Genomic DNA, 25,356 nt, shown 5'->3' with positions numbered 1-25,356 from the left:
ATCAACAGGATTTTCCATGTTCCCCCTTTTTTAATTGTGGGAATTGTACTGGAAATATTATAATAGATACTCCTCTAATTGCACTTAATGATCATTTGGTAAAATCAAATATCTATTCTCCTTTTCTTGAAACTTATCTTAAAAAAGAAGCTCATTTCAGATTGTTAAAGCCACCCATGCAGATATCATAATAAGAATTCAACAACATTTTATTTTCAAATAAAGTGATTCAATTAATTCATTTATTTTAATCTGTATTTATTATGCTTAAGAAAGTATTTTTTGCTAGTGCTTTGCTATTGACTATCAATAGCCTAGATCTTTATGCCCAATACCAATTTACCGCTTTAGTACTAGACGAAGAAAGCGAAGAACCATTGATAGGAGCCACTATCTATGCTGAAAAGTTATAGCTTGGAGGTGTAACTGACACCAATGGAAAAACTGTAATCAGTGATATTCCCGCTGGTCAACACGAATTTAAAATAAGTTTCGTAGGATATGAGCCGCAATCCATACGATTGACCTTTCCGCTGGATAATCCATCTGCTACTTTAACATTTAAGCTTCATCACGAGCACGATGAAATGGAGGAGGTAGTAGTGAGTTCCACTAGGTTCAGCCGAACCATCGATGATATTCCTACAAGAATAGAAGTGATTGCCGGGGAAGAACTAGCGGAGAAAGGCAATATGAAACCGGGCGATATCCGAATGTTGTTAAATGAAAGTACAGGTATAAGAACGCAGCAAACCTCTGCTACAAGTTATAATTCCAGTATTCGGATTCAAGGATTGGATGGAAAATATACGCAACTCTTGCGTGATGGATTACCACTTTTTTCTGGTTATTCAGGTAGTTTGAGCTTAATGCAAATAGCCCCTTTGGATTTAAAGCAGGTTGAGGTTATTAAAGGTGCCAACTCTACCTTGTATGGTGGAGGTGCCATAGCTGGATTAGTTAACTTGATTTCAAAGGATCCTAAAAGTGAGCCTGAGTTGAGTATAATGTTTAATGGAACATCAGCATTAGGATTGGATGTTAGCAGTTTTTATGCCAATAGAAATGAGAAAATCGGAACCACAATTTTCGCATCCTATAATAAAGGTACTGCCTATGATCCAGCAGGTATAGGATTAACGGCAATACCAGAGTTTGACCGTTTCACCCTTAATCCCAAACTTTTCATTTATCCTAGAGAAGAAACTACAATAGAAATTGGTTTAAATATGGTGAAAGAGGAGCGTTTGGGTGGGAATATTAATTTTATAAATGGAGAGGATGTCAATAATCCATATTATGAATTAAATGAAACGGATCGTGTCTCTAGTCAGGTTTTAATTGATCATGCTTTTACAGATAATTTTAAGGCTTCCTTTAAAAATAGCATTAGTTATTTTGATAGAAGAATAGAAATTCCAGATTACAGTTTTTCAGGATTGCAGTTTTCTTCATTTAGTGAGTTAAACTTCAATTATGTAATGGAAAACTCAGAGTGGATTGGTGGATTAAATTTATGGACTGATAATTTTGATCAAAGCGAAGGTGGTAGCGGTTTTATCCATAATTTCCAGGAAAATACCACAGGTATATTTTTGCAAAACACTTATGATTTCTCCGAAAATATTGCAGTGGAGAGTGGTTTAAGATTGGATTACAATAATCAATATGGATTTTTCCCATTACCAAGATTATCGCTAATGTACAACCCAACAACTCAGCTTACATTTCGCATGGGAGGTGGCTTAGGTTATAAAACTCCAACCGTATTTTCTGAAGAAGCTGAGACTCTGCAGTTTCAAAGTGTGAGACCCCTGAATAGGTCTGAATTATCGGCTGAAAGGTCTTATGGAGCAAATTTTGATATAAATTATAGCTATAGCTTTACAGAAAAGTTATCGTTAACATCAAATGCTTTATTTTTCTATACTCAAATAGAGAATCCATTGAATTTGGTTCCAGTTCAAAATCAATTTGAATTTAACCAATCGGCTGGCTTTATTGATTCTAAAGGAATAGAATTAAACTTGAAGTGGGGTTATGAAGATTTTAAGCTTTTCACAGGTTATACTTTCGCAGATGTTAATAGAACCAACAATAATGCTACTGTTCAGATGCCACTGGTAGCAAAACATCGATTAAATAATGTGTTGATGTATGAAAAGCATGGGAATTTCTGGTTAGGATTAGAAGCATATTATTTCAGTCCACAAAAGCTAAATGATGGCGAAATAGGGCAGTCCTATTGGATTTTTGGCTTAATGTCTGAAAAGAGGTTTAGTGAAATGTTTTCAGTATTTCTAAACTTTGAAAATTTTACAGACACCAGGCAAACGGCTTTTGATACTGTGTATAGAGGTAATATAGAAAATCCACAGTTTAGAGATATATACGCTCCCGTTGATGGGTTTGTAATTAATGGAGGCTTAAAACTTCGGCTATTATAAATGAAAATTGAGGGTGTCCGAAAAGTCGAGACACCCTTTTTTGTTTGTTGATTTTCTCTAAAAATATTATTTTAGAGTCGTACAAAATACAACGATGGCTAAGATAGTTTTTAAAAATCAAACAGGCAATTGCCCAGAATTATTTCCAGTAAACATTTTTGATAAAATCCCTGAAAATCATCCTGTCCGTTTAATTGACTCGGTGGTCAATTCATTGGATATCAGCGACATTCTTAAGAAGTACAAAGGAGGTGGGACATCGGCCTATCATCCCAGGATGATGATCAAGGTTTTATTTTACAGTTATCTCTCCAATGTGTATTCCTGTAGAAAAATAGCCAAGGCACTCCATGAGAATATTCATTTTATGTTTATATCGGGAAATTCAACTCCTGATTTCAGGACGATCAATGATTTTCGTGGTAAAATTTTAAAAGACTCGATCAAGACCTTATTTGCAGAGGTAGTGAAAATGCTGGTGGAAATGGGGTATGTCAGCCTTGATGTCCAGTACATTGACGGAACAAAAATAGAGGCTAAATCGAATAAATACACCTTTGTTTGGCGGGGCTCGGTTGAAAAGTACAAAGACAAGCTGGAAACAAAAATCAATAGCGTTCTATCGGATATTGAAAGGAGTATTTTATCAGACAATCAAGAAGTCAATAAGGAGGAATTGCCCCAAAAAATTGATTCGAAGGAGTTAAAGGAAAGACTTTCGCTACTCAACAAAAAACTAAAGGAGCCATCAAAGAAAGTTGCCAAAGAACTGCAAAAGCTTCAAGAGGAGCATCTTCCAAAGTTAGAGAAGTATGAAAAGGACTTGGAAATATTGGACAAGCGAAAATCCTACAGCAAAACCGATAAGGGTGCCACATTCATGAGAATGAAAGACGACCACATGAAAAACGGCCAATTAAAGCCTGCTTATAACTCCCAAATATCAACAGAAAATCAGTTTATCACCCATGTTTCCATCCATCAAACACCTGGTGACACCACTACTTTAAAATCACATTTGACCGGTTTTGAAGAACTCTACCATAAACAGAGTAAAGAAATAGTGGCCGATGCAGGATACGGCAGCGAAGAAAATTATGAAATGCTTGAAGAAAAAGGTGTTGAAGCCTATGTGAAGTATAATTACTTCCATAAAGAGCAAAAGAAAAAGATGAAGAACAACCCGTTTCTTCCACAAAACCTCTTCTATAATGCCGAGCAAGATTTTCACGTATGCCCCATGGGGCAAAGAATGGAAAAAATTGGAGAGGGGAAACGCACTTCAACTAACGGTTATGAGTCTAAAGTCGCTTACTACCAAGCAAAAAGATGCGAGCAATGTCCATTGAGAACATCTTGCCATAAGGCTATAGGTAACAGAAGAATAGAGGTAAACCACAGATTAAACCTTCTAAAACGGCAGGCCAGAGAAAACTTAACAAGCAAAAAAGGACTTGAGCACAGAAGTAAAAGACCAATAGAGCCAGAGGCTGTGTTTGGTCAATTAAAAAGCAACAATAAATTTAACCGTTTTACATTTTCAGGATTAGAAAAAGTAGAATTAGAGTTTTTGTTGATGGCAATAGGTCACAACTTCAGGAAAATGATAGCCAATAATGTGATTTTAACATCAAAATCAGATGCCGAATTACCAAGAGTTGGTAAAAATGCCCCTTATCATAAAATGTCCACAGAAATTAAGTCGAAAATCCATGGACAGCAAAAAATAAGTGAAAATGGATGTGGGTATCTGAAAATAGCGGCATAAAAAAAACTGTCCTTTTTGGACAGCCTCATTTCATCATGAATCAGTTATCAGTATTTTGATTACTTATTCGAAATGAAAATAAAATCACCACCTTCATCACCAGCTCCCATGATTACGCCATCTTGAGGAACAGTAAGACTATTGTTTAAAACACTTTTTCTAATACTTGTGAACAGTTCAGTAGAAGGTAGGTATTTAGTATCATTTTCCTCTAAATATTTGGATAAATATTTAAAGAAAACAGACTTATCGGGTACTGTAGATAAAGTTCCAGAACTAATTGCTCTTCTACTTTGCATACGGTACAAGAGTTGAATACTTGTAGTGGCGTCTCTTAAATCTTCAACACCTCTTGTTTTAAATATTCCGCCACTAAAACATGCGTCAGATATCAATAAAGTATGTGCTGTTGAGATAGCTCTAATTTGCTCTTTCAAGTCACTATTTGAAAGCCAACAGGAGGGATTGTTCTTTTCAACATCAACTGGCCACCAGTATCCTTGCTCCACTGCCGAATCCCAGTAACCATGACCTGCATAGAAAATCAGTAGATTATCATCTTGATTTAGTCTTAATCGCAGTTCATAAAGTGCCGTTAAAATTTGAGATCGAGAAGCGTTGGTCAAGGTGTTTATATTTTCTTCCTCAAAAGTATATTTACTGATCAAAATGTTTTTCAATTTCAATACATCTTCAATTGGCTTTTCAAGATTAAGCGATTGATCCTTATAAACGTTATTTCCGATTAATAGAGCATGATATTGGCCTTTTGGTGAAACGTAATTATTTGCTTCAGCTTCCTGCCTTGCTAAACGACTGAATTCTTGCCTAGGCGTCGATTTTTGAAACCATTGGTCAGCTATTCTTTCGTTTACCTCGATCATGGAGATTTGCTTACTTTCCTGATTTTGAACAATTATCCTTCCTGGGAAAGGACTAACAGAAATTTTGAATAAGTCAGAAGGTTTATCTGGTACTAGTTCAGGTATGTAAAGAGGAGCGGTATAGCTACCGTCCTTTTCAATCTGAATATAAAAGTAGGAATCGATTTTGTCCTTATTTTTTAGTGCGCCTACAATGAAAGCGGACTTGTTTAAGGGAAATATTTGATTGATTCGGTCAAATTCATCAATTTTAATTGATTTTTCCAGTGTTTCTTTTTGTGCATCATAAATTAAAAGTTCATTAGCCGAAAGACCGTAAGCTGTGGTGTAAAATTTCAGACCGTCTACTGAAATATTTGGTGGGGAATGTTTAAATTCTCCTCTCAAGTTTTTTAGTATTTCTGTTGGTAGGCTCCATTTATCATCAGCTAATTTTGAGAATAGATAAGCTCTATTTTCCTTGCCTTCAGTGATGAGTACTATTAATTTCTTGTAGTCTATAGAAAAAAGTAGATGTTTATGTTGATTAGATAGACTATTTATTAATTGAGTGAGTGAATTTTCTTCTTCAACCCAAAGATCATTTTGATAAATGTATCGCTTTACAGTATTATAGTCGTTGATGACGGATAAGGCCAAGAGCGAAGAATCTGGCATTAAGTTGACATCCCCTATATATTCATTTTCCTGTAGACCTTCTAGCTTGATAGATTGTGCCGATATTGAATAATTAATAAACAGCAAGAGAAATACAGTATAGACATTTTTTTTCATCTTTTAAAGATACATAATTTACCAATAATCCTTATACTGCTCGAGCATTGGGATATTTTTTTATTTATAGAATATTTCTATTCTTTATTTCTTTACTACTTTAGCAATTCATAGATTTCAAAATAGATGACTTTAAAAGAAATATTAGTAGGTTTTGGTAATGCGATGTGGGGTACGCCCCTTTTATTATTATTAATGGGAGGAGGACTTTTTTTCCTCCTTTATTCCCGATTTCTTCCTTTTCGCTACTTAAAACACGCGATTCAAATTCTAAGAGGTAAATATGATAAAGACCAAAGTGAAGGAGATATCAACCATTACCAAGCACTTTCTACTGCATTAGCAGCCACAGTAGGAATGGGAAATATTAGTGGTGTGGCGGTAGCCATTACTATGGGAGGTCCTGGTGCTATATTTTGGATGTGGGTAAGTGCATTTGTTGGAATGGCTACTAAATTTTTTACTTGCACTTTAGCTGTAATGTACAGAGGGAAAGATTCCCTTGGACATCTGCAAGGTGGTCCCATGTATGTGATTCGTGAAGGTTTAGGCAAAAAATGGCAACCTTTAGCTGTTTTATTCTGTGTGGCCGGTATGTTTGGAACTATCCCTAGTTTTCAATCTAATCAGTTGACGGCTGCAATAGGAGAGGGGCTTTTATTGCCTATGGGAATTGAACTCACTTTTGGAATTAAATTAACCATTGGATTCATTCTAGCTATCATAGTGGCTATGGTGATTTTAGGAGGTATTAAAAGAATTGGAACTGTAGCAGGACGTATGGTTCCTCTTATGGTAGGGATTTATGTAGTTTCAGTTATAGCAATTTTGGTATTGAATTATGAATTAGTACCGCAATATTTAAAACTTATTTTTGTAGATGCATTTACGGCTAATTCAGTTTTAGGTGGAGCAGTTGGAGCTATAGTGGTTGCTGGGGCAAGAAGAGCGGCTTTCTCAAATGAAGCAGGGATAGGAACTGCTCCAATGGCACATGGAGCTGCCAAGACAAATGAACCCGTTCGTGAAGGCTTGGTAGCCATGATGGGACCGGCTATTGATACTATTATTGTTTGTACCATGACGGCACTAGCTATTTTGATTACAGGAATATGGCAAGATCATACGGAAGGCATAAGCGGAGTAACTTTAACCATTAAAGCTTTTGATGATTCTCTGTGGGGTGGAAGGTATTTGTTAGTTTTAGCATTATTTATTTTTGCTATTACCTCTCTCTTTAGCTATTCTTATTATGGTGGTAAATGTTTCTCCTATTTATTTGGAGCCCAACATGTGCGGTGGTACCAGTATTTTTACATTGGAATGGTAGTATGGGGATCAATTGCCTCCTTAGGAGCAGTGATTGGATTAATAGATGGTATGTATGCCTTAATGGCTTTTCCAACCATGATTTCAGCCTTTATATTAGCACCAAAGGTCATGAAAGCAGCGAAGCTTTATTTTGCAAAGGATGATTTAAAATAAAAAAGGGAGTACTAAACAGTCTCCCTTTAATAATTTAATAAACTTCAGATTTTATTCCGGACAAGTAATTGAACTAAATTGTGGGTTTCCAGTATTATCAACTGTCATTCTCCAGCAATTTCCATCTGGAGAAGTCATAATAACACCACTTGATGCATCTTCTATATAAATATCACCATTAGTTACTTGCAATTTTGATTTTGGGATTGTAGTACCTATACCTACATTTCCGTTTTCAGCAATCCTCATTCTTTCCACTCTTTGAATTGCTCCGACACCAGTGGTACCAAATTTAATGTAGCTGGATGTGCCAGTGTTTCCAGATTCTTTTCCGGAAATGAATTCTATTGCAGTTGAAACCTCGTATTCATTATTTAAGTAACTACTTCCATAAAATCCTGAAATTCTTTGCTCAGGGCTAATATTGGTAGGATTATCAACAGTACCACCTGACCTTCTTCCTACAAATGAAGCTACAGATTCGAAATCATCATTTGCAGCATAGGCAGCAATTCTACTATAATTATCATTTCTTAATGTAATCATATTTTCGTTTTGACCTGACCCCACTAATTCAATTGGTTCATTGATTTCTTGATTTAAATCAATCAATTCTCCATTTTGATAAATCTCGCTTACATTTAGAGTTCCATTTACATCTAAATTATAATTAGGTGTATTTGTTCCAATCCCCACATTTCCGTTTTCAGCAATTCTCATTCTCTCTAGTCTTTGAGTTGAACCAATACCAGTGGTGCCAAATTTTATGTAGCTGGATGTGCCAGTGCTTCCAGATTCTTTTCCGGAAATGAATTCTATCGCTGTTGAAACCTCGTAGTCATTATTTAAGTAACTACTACCATATAATCCCGAAATTCTTTGCTCAGGGCTAATATTGGTAGGATTATCAACAGTACCACCTGACCTTCTTCCTGCAAATGAAGCTACCGATTCAAAATCATCACTTGCGGAAAATGCAGCAATTCTACTGTAGTTATTATTTTTTAAAGTTATCATATTTTCATTTTGCCCTGAACCAACCACTTCAATTGGTCTATTATTTATCTCATTAATTTTTAGGGATTCACCATTAAGATAAATTTCATTTGCATTTAATGACCCTTCTACTTCTAGATTATATTCAGGATTCGAAGTTCCAATTCCCACATTTCCATTTTCAGTAATTCTCATTCTCTCTAACCTTTGAGTTGAACCTATACCAGTGGTACCAAATTTGATGTAACTGGATGAGCCATTATTTCCAGATTCTTTACCTGAAAAGAATTCTATTGCAGTTGAAACCTCATAGTCATTATTTAGGTAACTACTACCATAAACTCCTGAAATTCTTTGCTCAGGGCTAATATTGGTCGGCTTGTCAATAGTGCCTCCCGATCTTCGTCCTACAAATGAAGCTACAGATTCAAAATCATCATTAGCTGCATAAGCTGAAATTCTGCTGTAATTATCATTTTTTAATGTTATCATATCTTCATTGGAACCGTTCCCACTAATTTCCAAATTATTTCCAGTGAAATTCCCCGTTGAATTAGAATGAACTGCATAAGGAACGGACATTAATTGAGTGAGTGCAATAGTCTCAAATTCAGTTCCTCCTGCTGCGTCCAATGAGGTCTGTATAAAATGACTATTATTTCCCCAATCAATATTTGAGAAATCACCTGAATTTGCTGTCCCTTGTCCAATGGTTAAATCGAACCATTCCATTTCCGTCTGTTTCTATCAGATGATTCTCAGAGTATATAATAGGGCCTGTCTCAGAATCCGAAATTATTTCGATTAAAATATTAACCTCAGAAGATGTTAGAATTTCCCCATCGCTATTTCGAATAAGGGCTTGATAATTAAACCCTTCAGGAGCTTGAGCAAATAGTATGCTTGTAAAAAGGGTGAAGATTAAACTAGTGTAAAATTTTCTCATCATTTTTTAAGTATTTTGAATGTTTTAGTATTATAATTCTTGTTTGAAATGGTTATAAAATATATACCGTTTTCCAGGTCACCTATTGGGATTTGAGTGTTTGAATTCAATTGGTTTTTATTAGTTGTTTTTAACACTGCTCCTGATGAATTGATTAATTGAATTTCAGCATCATTAATATTATCACTTAAGCTTATATTAACATGATCATTTGCAGGGTTAGGGTAAATTGATAATTGAAAATTATTATAACTTTGATTTGCAGTTATATTTTCTTCCTGTTCAATTATTGAAATAACTTCCGCTAAACCCCCATTGGCAATATTTACATTTGCACTGGCAAAAACATCGCCCACAGACCATGTTATTTGATGATTTATTAATTGATTTGAATTTCCTGCAGAATTTATGGATTGGGAATATCCAATATTTATACAGAGTATTGTAATAAATAGTATAAGTAGATTTTTTTGTTGCATTATAGTGTTAGTTATTTTTTCGAAAAATATATAAAAAGCTAAAGTATACAAAACAAAAGCTAAAATATTAGTTGCTTTTAAGTGATAAGATATTTTTAAGATGAATTTTAATTATTATTAGATGGTATTGGTTTTAATGGTTATTATCATTGTGATGAAATTTTAAACTTGAAAGTAAAAATTACTTTTATAATACAACTTTTCTATTGGGAAATATAAAATATCAATTCCTTAATTATTGATGATAATACAGATTTTGCCTACGATAGCATTTGAAAAAGCCAAAATGAAATTGGTTATTGGCCTGTTAACTATTTTTTTATATAATTTTGCAGTGACCTCTCTTTTTAGGTATTCATATTATGATGAAAAATGCTTTTCTTATTTGTTTGGAGTGCAAAATGTGCGCTGGTATCAGTATTTTTATATCGGATTGGTAATCTGGGGATCTGTTGCTTCATTGGGAGCGGTAATAGAATTAATTGATGGAATGTATGCGCTTATGGCTTTTCCAACTATGATATTGGCCTTTAAATTGCACCGAAAGTTATGAAGGCAGCAAAGGTCTATTTCGCAAAAGATGATTTGTAATCCTATAAAAAGCTACTTTTCCAGTATTTGTCCTAAATTGGTTTGTGTGATCGAATAGAAATTTAGTTGTTTTTGATAAAACAGATCTGCGTAGTATTCTTCTTTATTTGTTAATAAATCAACAGAGTTTAATATTCTATCTTTTATACTTGAAAAATCTACTTTAAGATCAACCGATAATTCAGGAGTTCCGAGGTCATCCACAAAAAATTTCATTTTGTTATGGGTAGAAAGTGTAACGATTTTACAATTCAAACCAAATGGTATCATTTGGGCATGGCCTCTCATACCTAGAACGATTTCCATTTCATTATAAAATTGATACACTTCATTAGGAGTCATAAACTGAAGTACATGCGATTGGTAAGAGACTTTATGCTTATCTAATAAAATTCGGAATTTATTATCTTCTTGCAAATGGCCTGTAAGTTGAATTTTATAGCCCATTTTTTCTAATTTCTTTAAGGCTAGCGCAACTTGATCTAACACTACATAAATATTTGAACCAAACCTTTTTTCATATCTATCGAAAGCCATATTTATTGCAATGTTTTTCGATTTCTTTTTATTAGGAAGCTCTGGGTTAAGTTGTCTTATAATTGTGGTTGTGCAGGGCTGAAACACTATTTTATCTTTTAAATCAGTATCTATTAAATTTTTAACAGCTTCAATGCTACCTGAATTTCGAAGTCCAACAAATTTGGCTTTCCTAACAATCGCATTTAAATTATTAATAAATAAATCATTTGGTTTTTGACCTGGGAAATAATTATACCCCACTGCAAATAAAGAAATTGGAACTGAAATTTTTTCAAGTAAATCAGGACTTATAGGCCATTGCCAACCACTTTTATCATTTTTATTAGTATCAGGTAGAAATAAGCCACCACCTCCAATAATTATATGTTCAGTTCTATTATAATGAACAATGCTTTTTTCAGTAACATCTTCTGTTACTTTGTTTAATTGCCATTGAATAGACTCTTTTTGATTAAAAGTATCTCTTACTGTTTTAGATAAAACAGTATCTCCAGCATTTTCCCAGCCTCTAAAGTAGGTTAGGTGTTGAAATAATTTTTTTCCTCCCTTATTTTTTTCTTTTCTTACGTAATTAAATTCTTTTAAAGTGTACTTTCCAAAATAGTTAGCTTTTTGAATATAATTGTTTTTCTCAGTAAACAGTCGAAAACCAAACTCCTTAAGGTCTATTTTCTTCTTAATTTTTAGGGATGGGGTGACTTTTATTAAGTTTTTAATTAATGCTGCTTTTCTTTTATACTTATTAAAGACAGTTTTATTGAATTCGGGTTTTTCATTTTTAGCAACTATGAAAAGGGCAGCGCCATAATACCCAATCTTTTCCACTTTAAAATATTGCGAAAATAATTGATAAACACTTGCCGCATTAAAATATTGTAAGTGTGGTTCCCAATACGTGTTTTTTAAATCACCCCAAGAAAATATCTCCATTGAAGGGAATTCATGTAATATGGTGGCTCCTTCATTCGCTATATTCTTCAGTCGTTTCAAAAAATCATGCGGATCGGGCACATGTTCAATTACATGGAATGAACAAATGAAATCAAACTTTTGAGAAGTTTGATAGTCTTCCAGCATGACTCCATGTTGAGAGAATCCATATTGATGTTGAGAATAATCTGCAAAAGTTTTATCTGGTTCTACCCCTTCAACCTCGGCTCCATTTAATTTCAAAATATGTAAAAATGAACCAATTGAGCTGCCAATCTCAAGGGCTGTATTCATTGTTTCAGGAAAGTACTCTTTGTAGAAATCAAATCTTTTGAGTGCCCTTTTATCAAGCTCCTTGATTTTCATTGCAGAAGGTACGGCACTATCTCTAAATTTTTCAGAAAATTCACCACTCGTATATATATCAGTTTCTTTTTCAGGAATCTGCTCGATGTGATTACATACTTTACATTTCTTAAAGGTAAGTGAAAAATCATCTCTGGTAATATGCTTGAAAACCTTGATGTTTTTGCTTCCGCAAATGCTACAAGTACTCATATGAATTGCTTTAAAATATGTTCATCCACGAATTCACGGAATGCACCGTTTCCGCCAGATTTTTGGAGTTTAATTATATTAGGAATAGCCTTAATCTTTGAGACGGAATTTGCAGGACATGCTGCTAATCCTACTGCTTTTAATACTTCCTCATCATTGATGTCATCACCAATGTAGGCTATTTCCTCTGCTTTAATATCTGTTTCTTGAATAATTGATTGTAATTGAGAGATTTTATCTTTTATACCATGGAATTGAAAGTCTACTTTAAGTTTCTGAGCTCTTTTTCTATTCAAGGAAACATCTTCGGCTGTCATGATACCTGTTTTTATGCCTTTGTTTCGTAATAGTTCAAAACCTTTTCCATCATAAGTAGAAAATTTCTTTAACTCATCACCGTTTTCAGAGTAATACATTCCGGCATCTGTAAGCACTCCATCTACATCCGACAAAACAAGCTTAATGGGGCTTTTGTTCTTTTGAGATATGTTGCTATATTTTAATATAAGCTCTTCAGCAATCTGCCAGTCCCAGGGTTCATCCAATTCCAGTTGGGTATATTCAGGCATTTCATAAATCCCTATTTTACCTGAGAGTCGATTTTTATTTTTAATTATGTTTCCAACAGAATTGATATAAAAAGCACCGTTTTCAATTAAGTTTCCTTTAAAATCTTGTCTTCTAGGTCTGTTTCTGTAATCATAATTGATTGGCTTTCCATCTTCATCCCAGAAAAATCTTTTTATTCTGGCACATGTCAGCAAGGAGTCAAAATCACCTTTTTTATATAATTTTAGGGCCTCATCAAAATTTGTTGAACTAGTAAAAGGAGAAGTAGCCTGTACTAATATAAATATATCATTATTCTGAAGTGAGGCTTCCTGAATATATTCCAACATCACACTTTCAGTAGAAGATTGATCATCTGCATTTTCTTTTTTTCTACTATAAACTTTTACTTTAGAAAATTCGAAAGAGTTCACTACGGATTCAATCTCTTCACTATCTGTAGCAATTACCACTTCATCTACTAATAAGCTTTCCTGCAATGCCTTAGATACATAATAAACAAGCGGTTTACCATTAAGTAATTTAATGTTTTTTAAAGGAATTGATTTGCTTCCTCCTCTTACCGGTATAAAAGCTATTTTTTTCAATTCCTAAATTTTAATTTATTGCGTTGAACTTCTTCTATTGGTAGAATCTCAGTTGGTTTAAAGGTCAATGATTTATATGCAGCATGTAAATCTCTCACTAATTTTTTCATTCCTGTAGGTTCAAGTGAAGCCGCATGATCTGTCCCTTTCCAGGTTCTATCTTTTGTAAAATGTCTTTCAATCCACATACCCCCTAAAGTATAGGCTGCAATATCCACTGCAATACCTAAATGATGTCCTGAAAATCCTATTTCAGCAACTCTATCCCCAAATGTTTCATAAATTCTATTGATTTCCAGCATGCAGATATCCTCAAAAGGAACAGGATAACCTGAGGTGCAATCATAAATGACTAATCGGTTTTTTGCCTGATCAGTTTCTTCAAAGAAAGACACTATTTCTTCTTCCTCTTTATGATTTGTCATCCCAAAGGATACGTGCACTTGACCTTTGTATTCATCCCTTAATACTTTTAATAAATCAAAATAATTATTACATGCTGAAGGTACCTTAATGTAATCTGGCTTTAAGGAAATAATTTCTTTTGCTGATGTAACATCCCAAACTGAAGTAGCATACCCGACACCAATTTTCTCGCAGTATTTTTTCAGTTCAGCATGCTGCTCAACGGAAAACTCTAAATATTCTCTATGGGCACCATAAGTTTCGCCATAAGAATTGGCTGGATTAGGATGTGGTGCTTCATATTGATCTTTAGATAATAATTCTTTATTGTTTCTTTTTTGAAATTTGGCGTAGTCAGCTTTGCATTCTTTAGCCAAATCAATCAATTCTTTTGCTATTTCAAAGTCGCCTTTATGATTACAGCCTATTTCCGCAACAGTTTTAGGCACTTTATATTTAAAATTAAATCCTTTATTCATTTCTTATACGTTTTTCAAATAATTTTCAATGTTTCTTTTCTCAAAAGCATCAATGAAAGAATCTTCCGTTCCATTATAAATCTTCACATTCATACTATCAGCATATTCCTTGATAATAAAATAACCATAAAAGGCTAAAGTAAATTTACTTAATACCTCATAAAGGTTTCTGCTTCCTTTTCCTCTTTTATCCAAAGGCTTTGCTTTTGATGTATCTTTATCATAAAAATGTTTTTGATTTAGTAGCACTTCATTATTTTGAGTTACTGTTAAATCTCTTAGCCAAGTATGTCCAACCCCTAACAATAAAATATCCTTTACATTTGGCTGAAGGCACAAACTTAAACAAGGAATCATAACATTATGGGGCCTTGGCATTCCTATTTGATTTCTATAGCAAAGATAATTAAAGCTTTTTATACCTTCCACTGCATTATTGTTGTAATATTTAATTTTTATATGGGGATTTCCCTTAAGGTGATTTTGCCACCTCTTGTATTTCCTTGCTTCAAATGGTATAAATAAAAAAAAATCCCATTCCGTTTTTTTAGCAATATTCTTAAATAATTTATTGCTGTTATCAACAAATTCTTGATCAATATCATCTAGCCATAAATCAGGAGCACCTGTAACATAAAAATTAGGTTTTATAATTTCAAATTGATCAGTAGAAGGGAAGTGGTTAACACAAATCACTTCTGTTTGATTTGGTATTTTGTCTATTTCTTTGAGCTCATGAACTAATGACGGGCCATTACCCAACACAATGAAATGTTTTTTAGTAGTGAAATTATTAATTTTCGCACCTTTTTTTCTTACTAAAATTATAATTTTAAGAATAGAGAAAGCAGTGAGAAATATATTTTCAATGGCAATTTGGATTGACGTTTTAAAAATATTCATATGGTTAAACTATTCTTTTTTTTAGCATGCCTTTTAGAACCCAAAACCTAAATTTAATCAACATCGAAGCGGCAGAAAACCTACCTTTGAACAAATATATAAAGAACAAGAGTATTGTAGCAGAAATTTTAATTAACTCACTAAGTATTTTATTAATCCATTTGGTTGTCCCAGCTCTTTTTAGTCTTTTTATTTCACTACTACCAACACCTATTCCCAAACCTTTTATGTATTCCATTGTCAATCTTTTTTCAGGAATAATATGATCCACTTTTACTTTAGGTACATAATGAATTATTTCTTTATGTTTTTTGAGCCTTAAGAACAGTTCCTTTTCTTCTCCTCCTTCTAGTACATCTCCTCGTCTACCCAAATCGGTATTGAAAAGGCCATACTTTTTAAAAACGCTTGATCTGAAGGCCATATTGGCTCCGATAGGAAATTTGGTACCTTTAAATTTTTTAGGAGAGTTTCCCATATCTAAAGCAGCAACTAAAGTTAAAAGATATTTTGACATCCATTTTGGTTCCTCTGCTTCATAAACAGGTGAAATTTTACCTCCGATAGCGCTCACGTCCTGATTTTCATCAAAATAGGATTTTATCTCTTTGATGAAATTATATTCTACAAAGGCATCATCATCAATAAAACTCAATACTTCTCCTTTTGCCTCTTTAATGCCCCTGTTTCGGCCAAAAGTTAACCCTTGATTCATTTCGCAAAAGTAATGAGCATTCAAATCAGGATTACTATTTATAAATTCATGAGCAATAGTTGCCGTATTATCAGTACTGTTATTATCTACAATTAAGACCTCATAATCTGCTTTTTCAGCTGACTGCTCAGCTAAATGGTTCAAACATTCTGGTAAATATTCTTGTCGATTATAGGTGCAGACTATTAGGGATGTCAAATTTGTTTTCATCTGATTAAATTTTGCCTCGAATTATTTTCTTTGGTAGAAAATTTAATCCTTGCTCTTTGTGTCCTCAAATAATAAGTCGGTCATTGACCGTCAGGTTTAGAAATAAATGAATAAACAATTCCTCCGATGAGTACTATAATCAAGATAATAGAACCTATCATCATTATGGTATTTCCAGTATAATAAGCTGCTGGTTTAAATTCAAAACGGATTTCGTGCTGGCCTGGTGGAATTTCTAATGCTCTCAGCACATAGTTTGCCTGTAAAATTTCAGCTTCTTTTCCATCTATATAAGCTTTCCATCCTTTCGGGTAATAGATTTCTGAAAATAAGGCCAAACCTGTTTGGGTATTATCAGATTGATATACCAATTCATTAGGAGCATAGCTTTTCAGGTTGATATTTCCTTCTGATAAATCAACTTGAGGAATATCAAATCGAGTTTGATTGATAACAGCTGTTTCATTCGGATTGATTTGTCCTAAAGTTTCAATTTCTTCATCAGGATTTTTCACTGGTTGTATATTTTCTACAAACCAAGCATTTCCAAAGCTATTATTGTTTTGAATGACTTGTCCAGCTTGATTTCCAAACTTTATATACTTGGTATTAAGCATGTTCAATACTCCAAACTCACTTAAATCTGTGCTTCCACTTCTTAATTTTTCAATTAAAGCATTCATTTCTTGTTGAATGTGAAGGTTGATTAAATCCTGGTAGCGTCTCATTTTTGCACCATGATAGCCTCCAATACTGGAATGATAATAAGATGTTTTAGCCTCATTGAATGGGTTATTCAGGTTTAAAACTCTGTAATGTCCATCATCCTGTAAAATTCTTTGATGAGCATCAGTTTTTTGAAAGAAATTGCTTTTCACATTTTTTTGAAAATTTTCATCGTTCAAATAACGTTTTCCCACAGGAATGAAATCAATTAATAGAACACCAATAAATAACCCGATGGCTAAATTTTGTTTCAGTTTATCGGCTTTCCAGAAATAAAGAATTCCTCCACCCAATATGATAAAAAAGAAGGATCGAAAAGCATCTGTTCTGAACATAGAAGCTCTATGTTCACTTATCAGTTTTATTGGCCATCCCTGATCTGCCAATTGAGCATCAACAGCCCCTCTAAATCGCATCATAAATGATGCTATTACCATTAATAAACAAAGACCAGCAGTTATGCTTATTGCATTTAATAGTTTCTTTTTGCAGTCCTTCCAATCCGATTCTATCAATTTTTTGACCCCTAAAAATCCTAATAGAGGCATTGTAAGGAAAGGAATAGCAACTGTCATGGAAACAGATCTAAATTTATTGTAGCCCGGAAAATAATCAAACATAAAGTAGTTAAATGCTTCAAAGTTTTTCCCCCAGGATAGAACAATGCCTAAAATGGAAGCCGTAATTATCCACCATTTTTCAGGCCCTTTGACAAGAATTATTCCCAAAACAAATAGAAAAATAACGATAGCTCCCATATAATATGGGCCACTTGTAAATGGCTGATCTCCCCAATAAGTAGGGACATTTTTGACTATTGATCTAACTTGTCCGCTTCCTACACCTCTTTGTTTTAATCCTTCTGCTAAATCAGAGCTCATGGAAACTTCTTCTTGGCTAGCGCCTCCGTAAAAATTAGGGATTAGAAAAGTGAAAGATTCCCAAATACCATTACTCCAAGCAAATGCATAATCCCTGTCCAAACCACCAGATGATTCTGTATTTGAGGTTAATTCAGCTGGCCCTCTTATAGAATATTTGCCATATTCATAAGCAGTCCAAACTTTTCCAATATTAGTGCTAACACCTAGTAATACAGCTAAAATCAATACACCAAAAGCTTTGAAGAAATCAGGGAGTGTTTTATTTCTAATAGCACTGATTAATTGAAAAAGTCCGAAAACCAATACGATTAATAATAAGTAGTAAGTGATTTGTAAATGATTGGAACGAATTTCCATCGCCATTGCTAGAGAAGTGAGTATAAATGCCCATAAATATTGCTTTTTAAAGGCTAAAATTATTCCACCTAAAACAGCAGGCATCAAACTAATGGCAGCTACCTTCCAAATATGTCCTGCTTCAACTGAAATCAAAAAAAATGTATTTAAACCATAGGCAATTCCACCTCCAATTGCCAAATAAGGATTGACTCTGAAGACCAATAGGAGGATATAAAAGCTTAACATGGCCACAAAAGTATGACTAGCCGGACTCGGTAGCCATAAGCTGACAGCTTTATAGACATAATAAGTTAATTCACCTGACCATTGTACATTGATTAAATAAGCTGGCATTCCACTAAACATACTATTAGTCCATAAGGCTTCTTCACCTGTCTTAGCTCTATAATCAATTATTTCTTGATTAGCACCCGCACCTTGTAATATATCATTTTGATTTAGCCCTTTATTTTCCATAAAAATAGGCCAATACATAATTAAATTGATAATGATAAATAAAACTACAGCAACTATATGAGGCGTGACATTTTTAATATTCATATTTCTATGGTTTTTGGAAATACAATAATAGTTATTTCTTTATCCTGTGCCAAGATGAAAGGATTGAAAGCGGTAAAATTGCCATCTATTATGTCTTATTTAGAGAATAAAATCTAATTAACTAAATTGTATTCAAATTTTATACTAAAGAATGAAATTATGAAACTACTTTTTCTAATCCCGATTTTTATTTTTAGCCTTTTATCGTGTCAGGCACAGATTCCTGATAAGGAAGGACAAATTGCAGCTGCTGTTCAAGCCGCACCACCTGAAAAACAGGAGGGAGCCACTGTTTATGGTTTTGATGAAGAAGGCAATAAGGTGCTATTGCGAGAAGGGACAAATGAACAAATCTGCATTGCGGATGATCCTAATAAAGAAGGCTTTAGCGTTGCCTGTTATCATAAAGATTTACATCCTTTCATGAAGAGGGGAGATGAATTGAGAGCGGAAGGCAAAAGACCTGATGCTATTTTTGAAATAAGAGAGGAGGAAGCAAAATCTGGAAAATTGAAAATGCCTGATAATCCAACTACTCTTCATGTCTTATCCGGAAAAGAAGGAAAATACAATCCTGAAACTGGAAAAGTGGAGAATGCTAATTTGAGATATGTGGTTTATATTCCATTTGCCACAGCAGAATCAACAGGCTTGCCAATCAGACCTTTAGTGCCTGGAGGAGCATGGATTATGGATCCTGGAACACACAGAGCGCATATTATGATTACACCTCCTAATGATTGAGTATCAATTTACCCATGGTAGTTTTCACTTCTGCCATGGATTATCCTAATTGTTAGTTGAAGGTGAATTAAAATGGATAAACAGTATTTTATAGCAAAATGGCGGTTTTTTGCCATAAAGTACCAAAAAAACTAACTCGACCACTTCCGAGGAACTCGGAAAAGCGGGAGGGGGGGAAATTTAGCGGGCCAGCGTGGGCATTGAGGGTGGAAGCATTAAACTTTCTTGAATTTTTGTTTCTTTTTGTTCAAGCAAAAAGAATGTAAGAAAATGTAAGAAAAAACATTGTCTCTACAGATATTAAAATTATAAAATCGATCAAAATAAAAACACAAAAAAAGGTTGAGCTATTCAAAACTCAACCTTTTTCAATTCTTTTAGAATAATAGTTCTATCCTTTATAAGTCACTTTATAAATCAACCCTGCTAAATCATCAGAAATAAGCATTTCACCTTTATCATTTAGAATAACATCCACTGGCCTTCCCCAAGCATCCTGTTCTTCGTGATTTAACCAACCGTCAATAAATGTTTTATAAGTAGGCTCTCCATCCAAGGTATTGCTTACCATTTGAATTCTATATCCTATTTTTTCAGAACGATTCCAGCTTCCGTGCTCTGCTATGAAAATTTGATTTTTATATTTTACTGGGAATAAATCAGCCGTATAAAATTTGATCCCTAATGGAGCCACATGCGGACCAAGATTTCTATAAGGCTTTTTAAAATCATCACAATCTCTCTTATCGCCAAATTCAGGGTCTTGAATAGTTCCACCGTGGCAAAAAGGATATCCAAAATGCTGCCCTTTTTCAGTCGCTACATTTAACTCACAAGGAGGGATATTATCTCCCATCATATCTCTTCCATTATCAGTGAAGTATAAATCCTGAGTTTCTGGGTGCCAAGTGAAGCCTACTGTATTTCGAACACCTTCTGCATAAATTTCCATATTGGTTCCATCAGGATTCATGCGGGTAATACTAGCATAAATTGGCTTATCAGGATTATTACAAATATTGCAAGGGGCTCCAACAGGCACATACAATTTACCATCAGGACCAAAAGCGATATATTTCCAACCATGGTGCTTATCAGTTGGGTATTGGTCATAAACCACCTCATACTCTGGGTTCTCTAAATTGTTTTCAATATCAGAGAACTTCAGGATACGACTAACTTCCGCTACATAAAGGTCACCATCTTTAAAAGCGACTCCATTGGGCATATTTAAGCCTTCCGCTAAAATATAATTTTTATCTGCTTTGCCGTCACCATCAGTATCTTGAACAGCATACACTTTATCTTCACTTCTGTTACCCACAAATAAAGTCCCGCTCTCAGATAATGCCATTGAACGTGCATTTTCTACTTCCGCGTAAATAGAAATTTCAAATCCTTCAGGAAGGTTTAAAGTTGAAAGCAAACTGTCTCTAGCAATTTTAGTTGAATCAGAAGTCTGAGTTTTTGCTTCCGTTTCAGTTTTCTTTTCCTCTGTGTTACCTCCGCAGGCAAGGATTACAGCTATGGCAGTAATGGGCAATATTAGTTTTAGGTGTTTCATATATTGATATTTGATTAATTTTATCAAACCAGCTTGGTTTTGATTTGTTAAGAATTTTTTAAATTATACTTCTTCCTCTTCAGACATCAACTTCTCCAAAATCTGACTTGCTGCTTTAGCTATATTTGTTCCAGGACCAAATACAGCACTTACCCCAGCTTCATATAAGAAATCATAATCTTTAGGTGGAATTACGCCACCTGCAATTACCATAATATCTTCTCTGCCAATCCTTTTTAATTCATTGATTAATTTAGGAATAAGCATTTTATGTCCGGCAGCTAAACTTGATGCGCCAACAATATGGACATCATTTTCCGCTGCCTGCATAGCTGATTCTTCAGGAGTCTGGAATAATGGCCCGATGTCCACATCAAAACCCAAATCAGCAAAACTGGTGGCAATAACTTTAGCGCCTCTATCGTGTCCATCTTGCCCCATTTTTGCAATCAGAATTCTAGGTCTTCTGCCTTCTAATTCAGCAAAATCATTTGCTAACTTTTGGGCTTTTTTAAAGTCATCGCTATTGCCTGCTTCTCCAGAATAAACTCCTTGAATGGAGCGAATAGTTGCTTTATGTCTTCCAAATGATTTTTCCATAGCATCTGAGATTTCACCTAATGTAGCTCTTTTTCGGGCTGCCTCTACTGCAAATTCTAATAAATTACCTTTTCCTGATTTGGCGCATTCTGCTAACTTCTCTAGAGCAGTTTGCGTTTCAGCTTCGTTTCGATCCGCTTTCAATTTTTCTAGTCGCTTAACCTGAGATTTCAAAACGGCTGTATTATCTACCTCACGTAATTCAATATCACTCTCTTCATCCGTCTGATAGCGGTTTATGCCCACTATGACTTCCCTTCCTGAATCAATTCCTGCTTGTTTTCTCGCTGAAGCTTCTTCAATTCTCATTTTAGGAAGTCCTGATTCAATGGCTTTCGTCATTCCGCCCATTTCTTCTACTTCCTCTATCAATTTCCAGGCTTTCTTAACTAGTTGGTCAGTCAAAAATTCTACATAATAAGAACCTCCCCAAGGGTCAACCGTCTTGGTGATTTGGGTCTCATTCTGTAGAAATAATTGTGTGTTTCGTGCTATTCTAGCCGAGAAATCTGTAGGCAAGGCAATGGCTTCATCCAGAGCATTGGTGTGTAATGATTGTGTATGTCCCAGAACAGCTGCTTTTGCTTCAATATAAGTTCTGGCCACATTGTTATAAGGGTCTTGCTCAGTTAAGCTATAGCCCGAAGTTTGGCTATGTGTTCTTAATGCTAAAGATTTTGGATTTTCAGGATTGAATTGTTTTACAATCTTAGCCCAAAGCAATCTACCGGCTCGCATTTTTGCAATTTCCATAAAGTGGTTCATGCCAATTGCCCAGAAAAAAGATAGGCGAGGGGCAAACTTATCTATGGTTAATCCCGATTTTAATCCAGCCCTGATATATTCTAATCCATCTGCCAAAGTATAAGCTAATTCCAAATCTGCTGTGGCGCCTGCTTCATGCATGTGATAGCCACTAATGCTGATGGAATTAAATTTCGGCATATTTTTACTGGTGTACTCGAAAATATCTGAAATAATCCGAACAGATGGGGCAGGAGGGTAGATATAAGTATTCCTCACCATAAACTCCTTCAAAATATCATTTTGAATGGTACCTGATAGTTGCTCAGGTTTTACTCCTTGCTCTTCTGCAGCTACTATATAAAATGCCATAATCGGAATTACCGCTCCGTTCATAGTCATAGAAACTGACATTTTATCCAAAGGAATCTGGTCAAAAAGCAATTTCATATCTAAAATGCTGTCGATGGCAACTCCTGCTTTCCCAACATCACCTTCAACTCTTGGATGATCGGAATCATAGCCTCTGTGTGTGGCTAAATCAAAAGCAACGGAAAGTCCTTTTTGTCCTGCTGCCAAATTCTTTCTATAAAATGCATTGGACTCCTCAGCCGTGGAAAACCCAGCATATTGGCGAATAGTCCAAGGTCTTTGCACATACATTGTACTGTACGGACCTCTTAAATAAGGAGCTTTTCCTGCAATAAAACCAATATGTTCAGCACCTTCAATAGTGGAGGCATCAATTACAGGAGGAACTACAATGCTTTCAGCTGTTTTCCATTCTGGTCTTGAGGTTGCTGTGCGATCCGCCTTATCTATATCTATATTTTTAATCTGTGAAAAATCAGGTTTCATATCAGTTCTATTCCTAAGTCTTTTAATAATCGGTCTAAAAATCTTTTGGTATCAACTTTTCGGTTGATACATCCATATAAGCCAGCTTTTTGCAATTCTTCTTCATTCGGTTCTTGTCCAGCTATTAATAGAATTCCTTTATGTTTAGCAATGTACTCTTCTAAATTTTCAGGAGTTTCAGCATAACATAAAACAGTTATGGCTGCATTCTCATCTAGTTTATTATTTTCATCCAACCTATCTCTAAATTCCTCAGATGAAATACCAATTCCAGCTATTCCTAAAAAGCTGTAAGCAAAATCTGATTTGGCTTTGCTGATCGGGTCAGTTCCCAATAAAATGATTTGAGCCATTGGTCTGGCTTTTTCGCCTTTTTCCTCCACCAATTTCTCCACTCTATATCGCATATGCTCAATTGTCGCTGTCAGTCTTTTGGCTTCTAAGCTTTTTCCGCTTTCTTCTGTATCCAAGTAAGCACTAATTTTTTCACCTATCAATTGATAAGTATTGGCGCCTATCATTAAGTCTTTTCTTGCCCATAAATTTTGTTCTGCTTTGCCAGCATCCGTATCAATCATTTGGTGGACATTCCCGTTTTCATAATGATGATTATAGGAGCCATCATCTTCAAATTCGGTAAATATTTTCCAGGCAGAAGTTGAAATCTCATTAATTGTATTTTCAATATAGTAGCTACCTTTGGTCGGGTCAACTACCTTATCTAAGTGAGATTCTTCTTTTAATATATTAGAAACATTTAAAGCAATTCTTTTGAAAGTTTTACTAGCTGGCTTACCAGCAGCTTCATCATGTGGCTGTACCCATAAACTATTGCATCCACCTAAAACAGCAGCCATGGCTTCATTGGTATTACGCAATAGGTTTACATTGAAATCAAGGGCTGATTTAGTTCTGATGCTTGTATTGCAATGAATAAATAGATCGTCTGGATTAGTCTTGCTGTCGTAAGCTTCTGCAATTTTCAACAGATTGAATTTTAGTGCTTTTAGCTTAGCAATTTCAAAAAAGAAATGGCTTCCTACTGCAACTGAAAAAACCGTGGATTTCAGAATTTGATTTAGTCCCAGTTTTAAATCGGTCAGCTTATCAAAAAACTCTACTGCTTTTGAAAGCAATAAACCTGATTCATGGGTGATATTAGCACCTGAATTATGAAATAAATTGCTGCTGATGCATAATGGTTTGAAATCTGGATATTCATCTGCATGTCGGATTAATTCAGCTATACTTTCAAAGTCATGATCATTTATCCCAATAATGCCTGCATCCCTGCATTCGATAATATCACAATGATAAAAGCCGCTTATTTTATGGCTATCAATATCGTGTGCGCTAATGAAATTTAAATATTGAGATATTAAAGAATAATAAGGTTCGCTGGATTCAAATGAAATCATGCAGTATTCTGGCTGAATATCATTTAATAGTGTCTTCAGATTTATATCAGCTTTATCTATTACAAAAATAATCCCTTCAGCACCACCGTTTAAAGCTTCCAAAGCAGATTGGTTGGCTTCTTTTTCACTATTCACTACCACTTTGGCTTGGTTCGCCCAATAACGAGGAGGTAAAGCCTCATTCATCTTTTGCAGTGGGTTTTGAATATTCATTTTTGAATATTCAGCCGTATCTTTATGATAAAAAGGCTGAATCGAAATTCCTTCAGGCGTTTTGCTGATTAGGTTTTCAAAGGGCTTATCCTTTAATTCCTTTATGATTTGATTCTTCCAATCTATGGCAGAACTTTTTTCAAAATCTTTAAATAATTTAGTGTCGCTCATTTCCAATCTTGTCGTTTCAATGTTTAAAGTTAATACATTTCCTGCTATACTTAAATGTTAAATTTATAAATGGTAAATGTTATCGCAATTCTTGCCATATTGCGTAGATTTAAACAATTGAGGGAAAAGACCTTAAATAATAAAATGTAATTTTTTAAAGAATTTTCAGCTGATTTATGAACATAAATTGACTGAATTGCATTTAATGGCTTGTCAAGTAAAATTGCATTTTTTTCTTCCCTATTTTTTTATCATTTTTGTCAGCCC

At 34.5% G+C, this 25,356-nt stretch carries 18 protein-coding genes and 1 pseudogene; 6 read left to right on the top strand and 13 right to left on the bottom strand.

Annotated elements, in window-relative coordinates; genetic code table 11:
• Window positions 1–263 precede the first annotated feature (263 nt).
• From ABWH96_RS14985 to ABWH96_RS14975, 3 genes and pseudogenes are all read left to right on the top strand, one after another.
• Complete coding sequence (locus tag ABWH96_RS14985; protein ID WP_375578328.1) at window positions 264–413, top strand: hypothetical protein; 150 nt, start codon at window positions 264–266, stop codon at window positions 411–413.
• Between the two features lie 36 nt (window positions 414–449).
• The gene (locus ABWH96_RS14980; protein ID WP_375581491.1) at window positions 450–2,447 is read left to right on the top strand and encodes a TonB-dependent receptor domain-containing protein; all 1,998 of its coding nucleotides are present in this window, start codon (window positions 450–452) and stop codon (window positions 2,445–2,447) included.
• A gap of 94 nt (window positions 2,448–2,541) precedes the next feature.
• A pseudogene (locus ABWH96_RS14975) lies at window positions 2,542–4,053 on the top strand (IS1182 family transposase); the annotation flags it as partial.
• A 221-nt stretch (window positions 4,054–4,274) separates the two neighbouring features.
• Here the strand turns inward: ABWH96_RS14975 and ABWH96_RS14970 are convergent.
• Window positions 4,275–5,873, bottom strand: a complete 1,599-nt coding sequence (locus ABWH96_RS14970; protein ID WP_375578327.1) for a caspase domain-containing protein — start codon at window positions 5,871–5,873, stop codon at window positions 4,275–4,277.
• Window positions 5,874–5,999: 126 nt separating this feature from the next.
• On the opposite strand from ABWH96_RS14970, the gene ABWH96_RS14965 reads away from it, so the two are divergent.
• Window positions 6,000–7,358, top strand: a complete 1,359-nt coding sequence (locus ABWH96_RS14965; protein WP_375578326.1) for an alanine/glycine:cation symporter family protein — start codon at window positions 6,000–6,002, stop codon at window positions 7,356–7,358.
• Between the two features lie 51 nt (window positions 7,359–7,409).
• On the opposite strand, the gene ABWH96_RS14960 is transcribed toward ABWH96_RS14965, so the two are convergent.
• Genes ABWH96_RS14960 through ABWH96_RS14950 form a run of 3 tightly spaced genes read right to left on the bottom strand, consistent with a single transcriptional unit; the run spans window position 7,410 to window position 9,779 of the window.
• Window positions 7,410–9,086 carry a hypothetical protein gene (locus tag ABWH96_RS14960; protein ID WP_375578325.1) on the bottom strand — a complete coding sequence of 559 codons (1,677 nt, stop codon included), beginning with the start codon at window positions 9,084–9,086 and terminating at the stop codon, window positions 7,410–7,412.
• The gene (locus ABWH96_RS14955) at window positions 9,037–9,303 is read right to left on the bottom strand and encodes a hypothetical protein (protein ID WP_375578324.1); all 267 of its coding nucleotides are present in this window, start codon (window positions 9,301–9,303) and stop codon (window positions 9,037–9,039) included. The genes ABWH96_RS14960 and ABWH96_RS14955 overlap by 50 nt, the downstream gene beginning before the upstream one ends.
• Complete coding sequence (locus ABWH96_RS14950) at window positions 9,300–9,779, bottom strand: T9SS type A sorting domain-containing protein (protein ID WP_375578323.1); 480 nt, start codon at window positions 9,777–9,779, stop codon at window positions 9,300–9,302. The genes ABWH96_RS14955 and ABWH96_RS14950 overlap by 4 nt, the downstream gene beginning before the upstream one ends.
• Before the next feature lie 241 nt (window positions 9,780–10,020).
• Here ABWH96_RS14950 and ABWH96_RS14945 point away from each other — a divergent pair, with 241 nt between their 5' ends.
• Entirely contained in the window at window positions 10,021–10,332 is a 312-nt protein-coding gene (locus ABWH96_RS14945) for an alanine:cation symporter family protein (RefSeq protein WP_375578322.1), read from the top strand.
• Between the two features lie 50 nt (window positions 10,333–10,382).
• On the opposite strand, the gene ABWH96_RS14940 is transcribed toward ABWH96_RS14945, so the two are convergent.
• The 6 genes from ABWH96_RS14940 to ABWH96_RS14915 all read right to left on the bottom strand — a co-directional run bounded on the left by ABWH96_RS14940 (window position 10,383) and on the right by ABWH96_RS14915 (window position 18,777).
• Window positions 10,383–12,398 (bottom strand): polysaccharide pyruvyl transferase family protein, encoded by a 2,016-nt coding sequence (locus tag ABWH96_RS14940; protein WP_375578321.1) that lies wholly within the window; start codon window positions 12,396–12,398, stop codon window positions 10,383–10,385.
• Complete coding sequence (locus tag ABWH96_RS14935) at window positions 12,395–13,555, bottom strand: cytidylyltransferase domain-containing protein (protein WP_375578320.1); 1,161 nt, start codon at window positions 13,553–13,555, stop codon at window positions 12,395–12,397. The genes ABWH96_RS14940 and ABWH96_RS14935 overlap by 4 nt, the downstream gene beginning before the upstream one ends.
• Window positions 13,552–14,439 carry an N-acetylneuraminate synthase family protein gene (locus tag ABWH96_RS14930; RefSeq protein WP_375578319.1) on the bottom strand — a complete coding sequence of 296 codons (888 nt, stop codon included), beginning with the start codon at window positions 14,437–14,439 and terminating at the stop codon, window positions 13,552–13,554. Before ABWH96_RS14930 ends, ABWH96_RS14935 begins: the two co-directional genes overlap by 4 nt.
• 3 nt (window positions 14,440–14,442) lie before the next feature.
• Window positions 14,443–15,342 (bottom strand): hypothetical protein, encoded by a 900-nt coding sequence (locus tag ABWH96_RS14925; RefSeq protein WP_375578318.1) that lies wholly within the window; start codon window positions 15,340–15,342, stop codon window positions 14,443–14,445.
• Window positions 15,343–15,346: 4 nt separating this feature from the next.
• Window positions 15,347–16,267: a glycosyltransferase gene (locus ABWH96_RS14920; protein ID WP_375578317.1), complete on the bottom strand. Its 921-nt coding sequence runs from the start codon at window positions 16,265–16,267 to the stop codon at window positions 15,347–15,349.
• A gap of 80 nt (window positions 16,268–16,347) precedes the next feature.
• Entirely contained in the window at window positions 16,348–18,777 is a 2,430-nt protein-coding gene (locus ABWH96_RS14915; RefSeq protein ID WP_375578316.1) for a YfhO family protein, read from the bottom strand.
• 159 nt (window positions 18,778–18,936) lie between these two features.
• On the opposite strand from ABWH96_RS14915, the gene ABWH96_RS14910 reads away from it, so the two are divergent.
• Window positions 18,937–19,521: a hypothetical protein gene (locus ABWH96_RS14910; protein ID WP_375578315.1), complete on the top strand. Its 585-nt coding sequence runs from the start codon at window positions 18,937–18,939 to the stop codon at window positions 19,519–19,521.
• Window positions 19,522–19,912: 391 nt separating this feature from the next.
• Here the strand turns inward: ABWH96_RS14910 and ABWH96_RS14905 are convergent, their stop codons facing one another.
• From ABWH96_RS14905 to ABWH96_RS14895, 3 genes are all read right to left on the bottom strand, one after another.
• On the bottom strand, window positions 19,913–21,085 hold the full coding sequence (locus tag ABWH96_RS14905) for a PQQ-dependent sugar dehydrogenase (RefSeq protein ID WP_375578314.1): 1,173 nt from the start codon (window positions 21,083–21,085) through the stop codon (window positions 19,913–19,915).
• 63 nt (window positions 21,086–21,148) lie between these two features.
• Window positions 21,149–23,287: a methylmalonyl-CoA mutase gene (gene scpA / locus ABWH96_RS14900; protein ID WP_375578313.1), complete on the bottom strand. Its 2,139-nt coding sequence runs from the start codon at window positions 23,285–23,287 to the stop codon at window positions 21,149–21,151.
• Window positions 23,284–25,089: a methylmalonyl-CoA mutase family protein gene (locus tag ABWH96_RS14895; RefSeq protein WP_375578312.1), complete on the bottom strand. Its 1,806-nt coding sequence runs from the start codon at window positions 25,087–25,089 to the stop codon at window positions 23,284–23,286. The genes scpA and ABWH96_RS14895 overlap by 4 nt, the downstream gene beginning before the upstream one ends.
• Between the last annotated feature and the right edge of the window lie 267 nt (window positions 25,090–25,356).

Source organism: Marivirga tractuosa (assembly GCF_042140215.1).
In the GTDB taxonomy this organism is placed as follows: Bacteria; Bacteroidota; Bacteroidia; order Cytophagales; family Cyclobacteriaceae; genus Marivirga; species Marivirga tractuosa_A.
The sequence above is the reverse complement of the archived record's forward strand: the minus strand, read 5'-3'. Positions and strand labels throughout refer to the sequence as shown.

What these genes read in the sequence shown, in the direction of transcription:
- ABWH96_RS14915 (WP_375578316.1), bottom strand. Translation starts at nt 18,777, where the DNA reads ATGAATATTAAAAATGTCACGCCTCATATAGTTGCTGTAGTTTTATTT.
- ABWH96_RS14920 (WP_375578317.1), bottom strand. Translation starts at nt 16,267, where the DNA reads ATGAAAACAAATTTGACATCCCTAATAGTCTGCACCTATAATCGACAA.
- ABWH96_RS14905 (WP_375578314.1), bottom strand. Translation starts at nt 21,085, where the DNA reads ATGAAACACCTAAAACTAATATTGCCCATTACTGCCATAGCTGTAATC.
- ABWH96_RS14945 (WP_375578322.1), top strand. Translation starts at nt 10,021, where the DNA reads ATGATAATACAGATTTTGCCTACGATAGCATTTGAAAAAGCCAAAATG.
- scpA (WP_375578313.1), bottom strand. Translation starts at nt 23,287, where the DNA reads ATGAAACCTGATTTTTCACAGATTAAAAATATAGATATAGATAAGGCG.
- ABWH96_RS14970 (WP_375578327.1), bottom strand. Translation starts at nt 5,873, where the DNA reads ATGAAAAAAAATGTCTATACTGTATTTCTCTTGCTGTTTATTAATTAT.
- ABWH96_RS14950 (WP_375578323.1), bottom strand. Translation starts at nt 9,779, where the DNA reads ATGCAACAAAAAAATCTACTTATACTATTTATTACAATACTCTGTATA.
- ABWH96_RS14965 (WP_375578326.1), top strand. Translation starts at nt 6,000, where the DNA reads ATGACTTTAAAAGAAATATTAGTAGGTTTTGGTAATGCGATGTGGGGT.
- ABWH96_RS14910 (WP_375578315.1), top strand. Translation starts at nt 18,937, where the DNA reads ATGAAACTACTTTTTCTAATCCCGATTTTTATTTTTAGCCTTTTATCG.
- ABWH96_RS14960 (WP_375578325.1), bottom strand. Translation starts at nt 9,086, where the DNA reads ATGGAATGGTTCGATTTAACCATTGGACAAGGGACAGCAAATTCAGGT.
- ABWH96_RS14930 (WP_375578319.1), bottom strand. Translation starts at nt 14,439, where the DNA reads ATGAATAAAGGATTTAATTTTAAATATAAAGTGCCTAAAACTGTTGCG.
- ABWH96_RS14985 (WP_375578328.1), top strand. Translation starts at nt 264, where the DNA reads ATGCTTAAGAAAGTATTTTTTGCTAGTGCTTTGCTATTGACTATCAAT.
- ABWH96_RS14925 (WP_375578318.1), bottom strand. Translation starts at nt 15,342, where the DNA reads ATGAATATTTTTAAAACGTCAATCCAAATTGCCATTGAAAATATATTT.
- ABWH96_RS14895 (WP_375578312.1), bottom strand. Translation starts at nt 25,089, where the DNA reads ATGAGCGACACTAAATTATTTAAAGATTTTGAAAAAAGTTCTGCCATA.
- ABWH96_RS14955 (WP_375578324.1), bottom strand. Translation starts at nt 9,303, where the DNA reads ATGATGAGAAAATTTTACACTAGTTTAATCTTCACCCTTTTTACAAGC.
- ABWH96_RS14940 (WP_375578321.1), bottom strand. Translation starts at nt 12,398, where the DNA reads ATGAGTACTTGTAGCATTTGCGGAAGCAAAAACATCAAGGTTTTCAAG.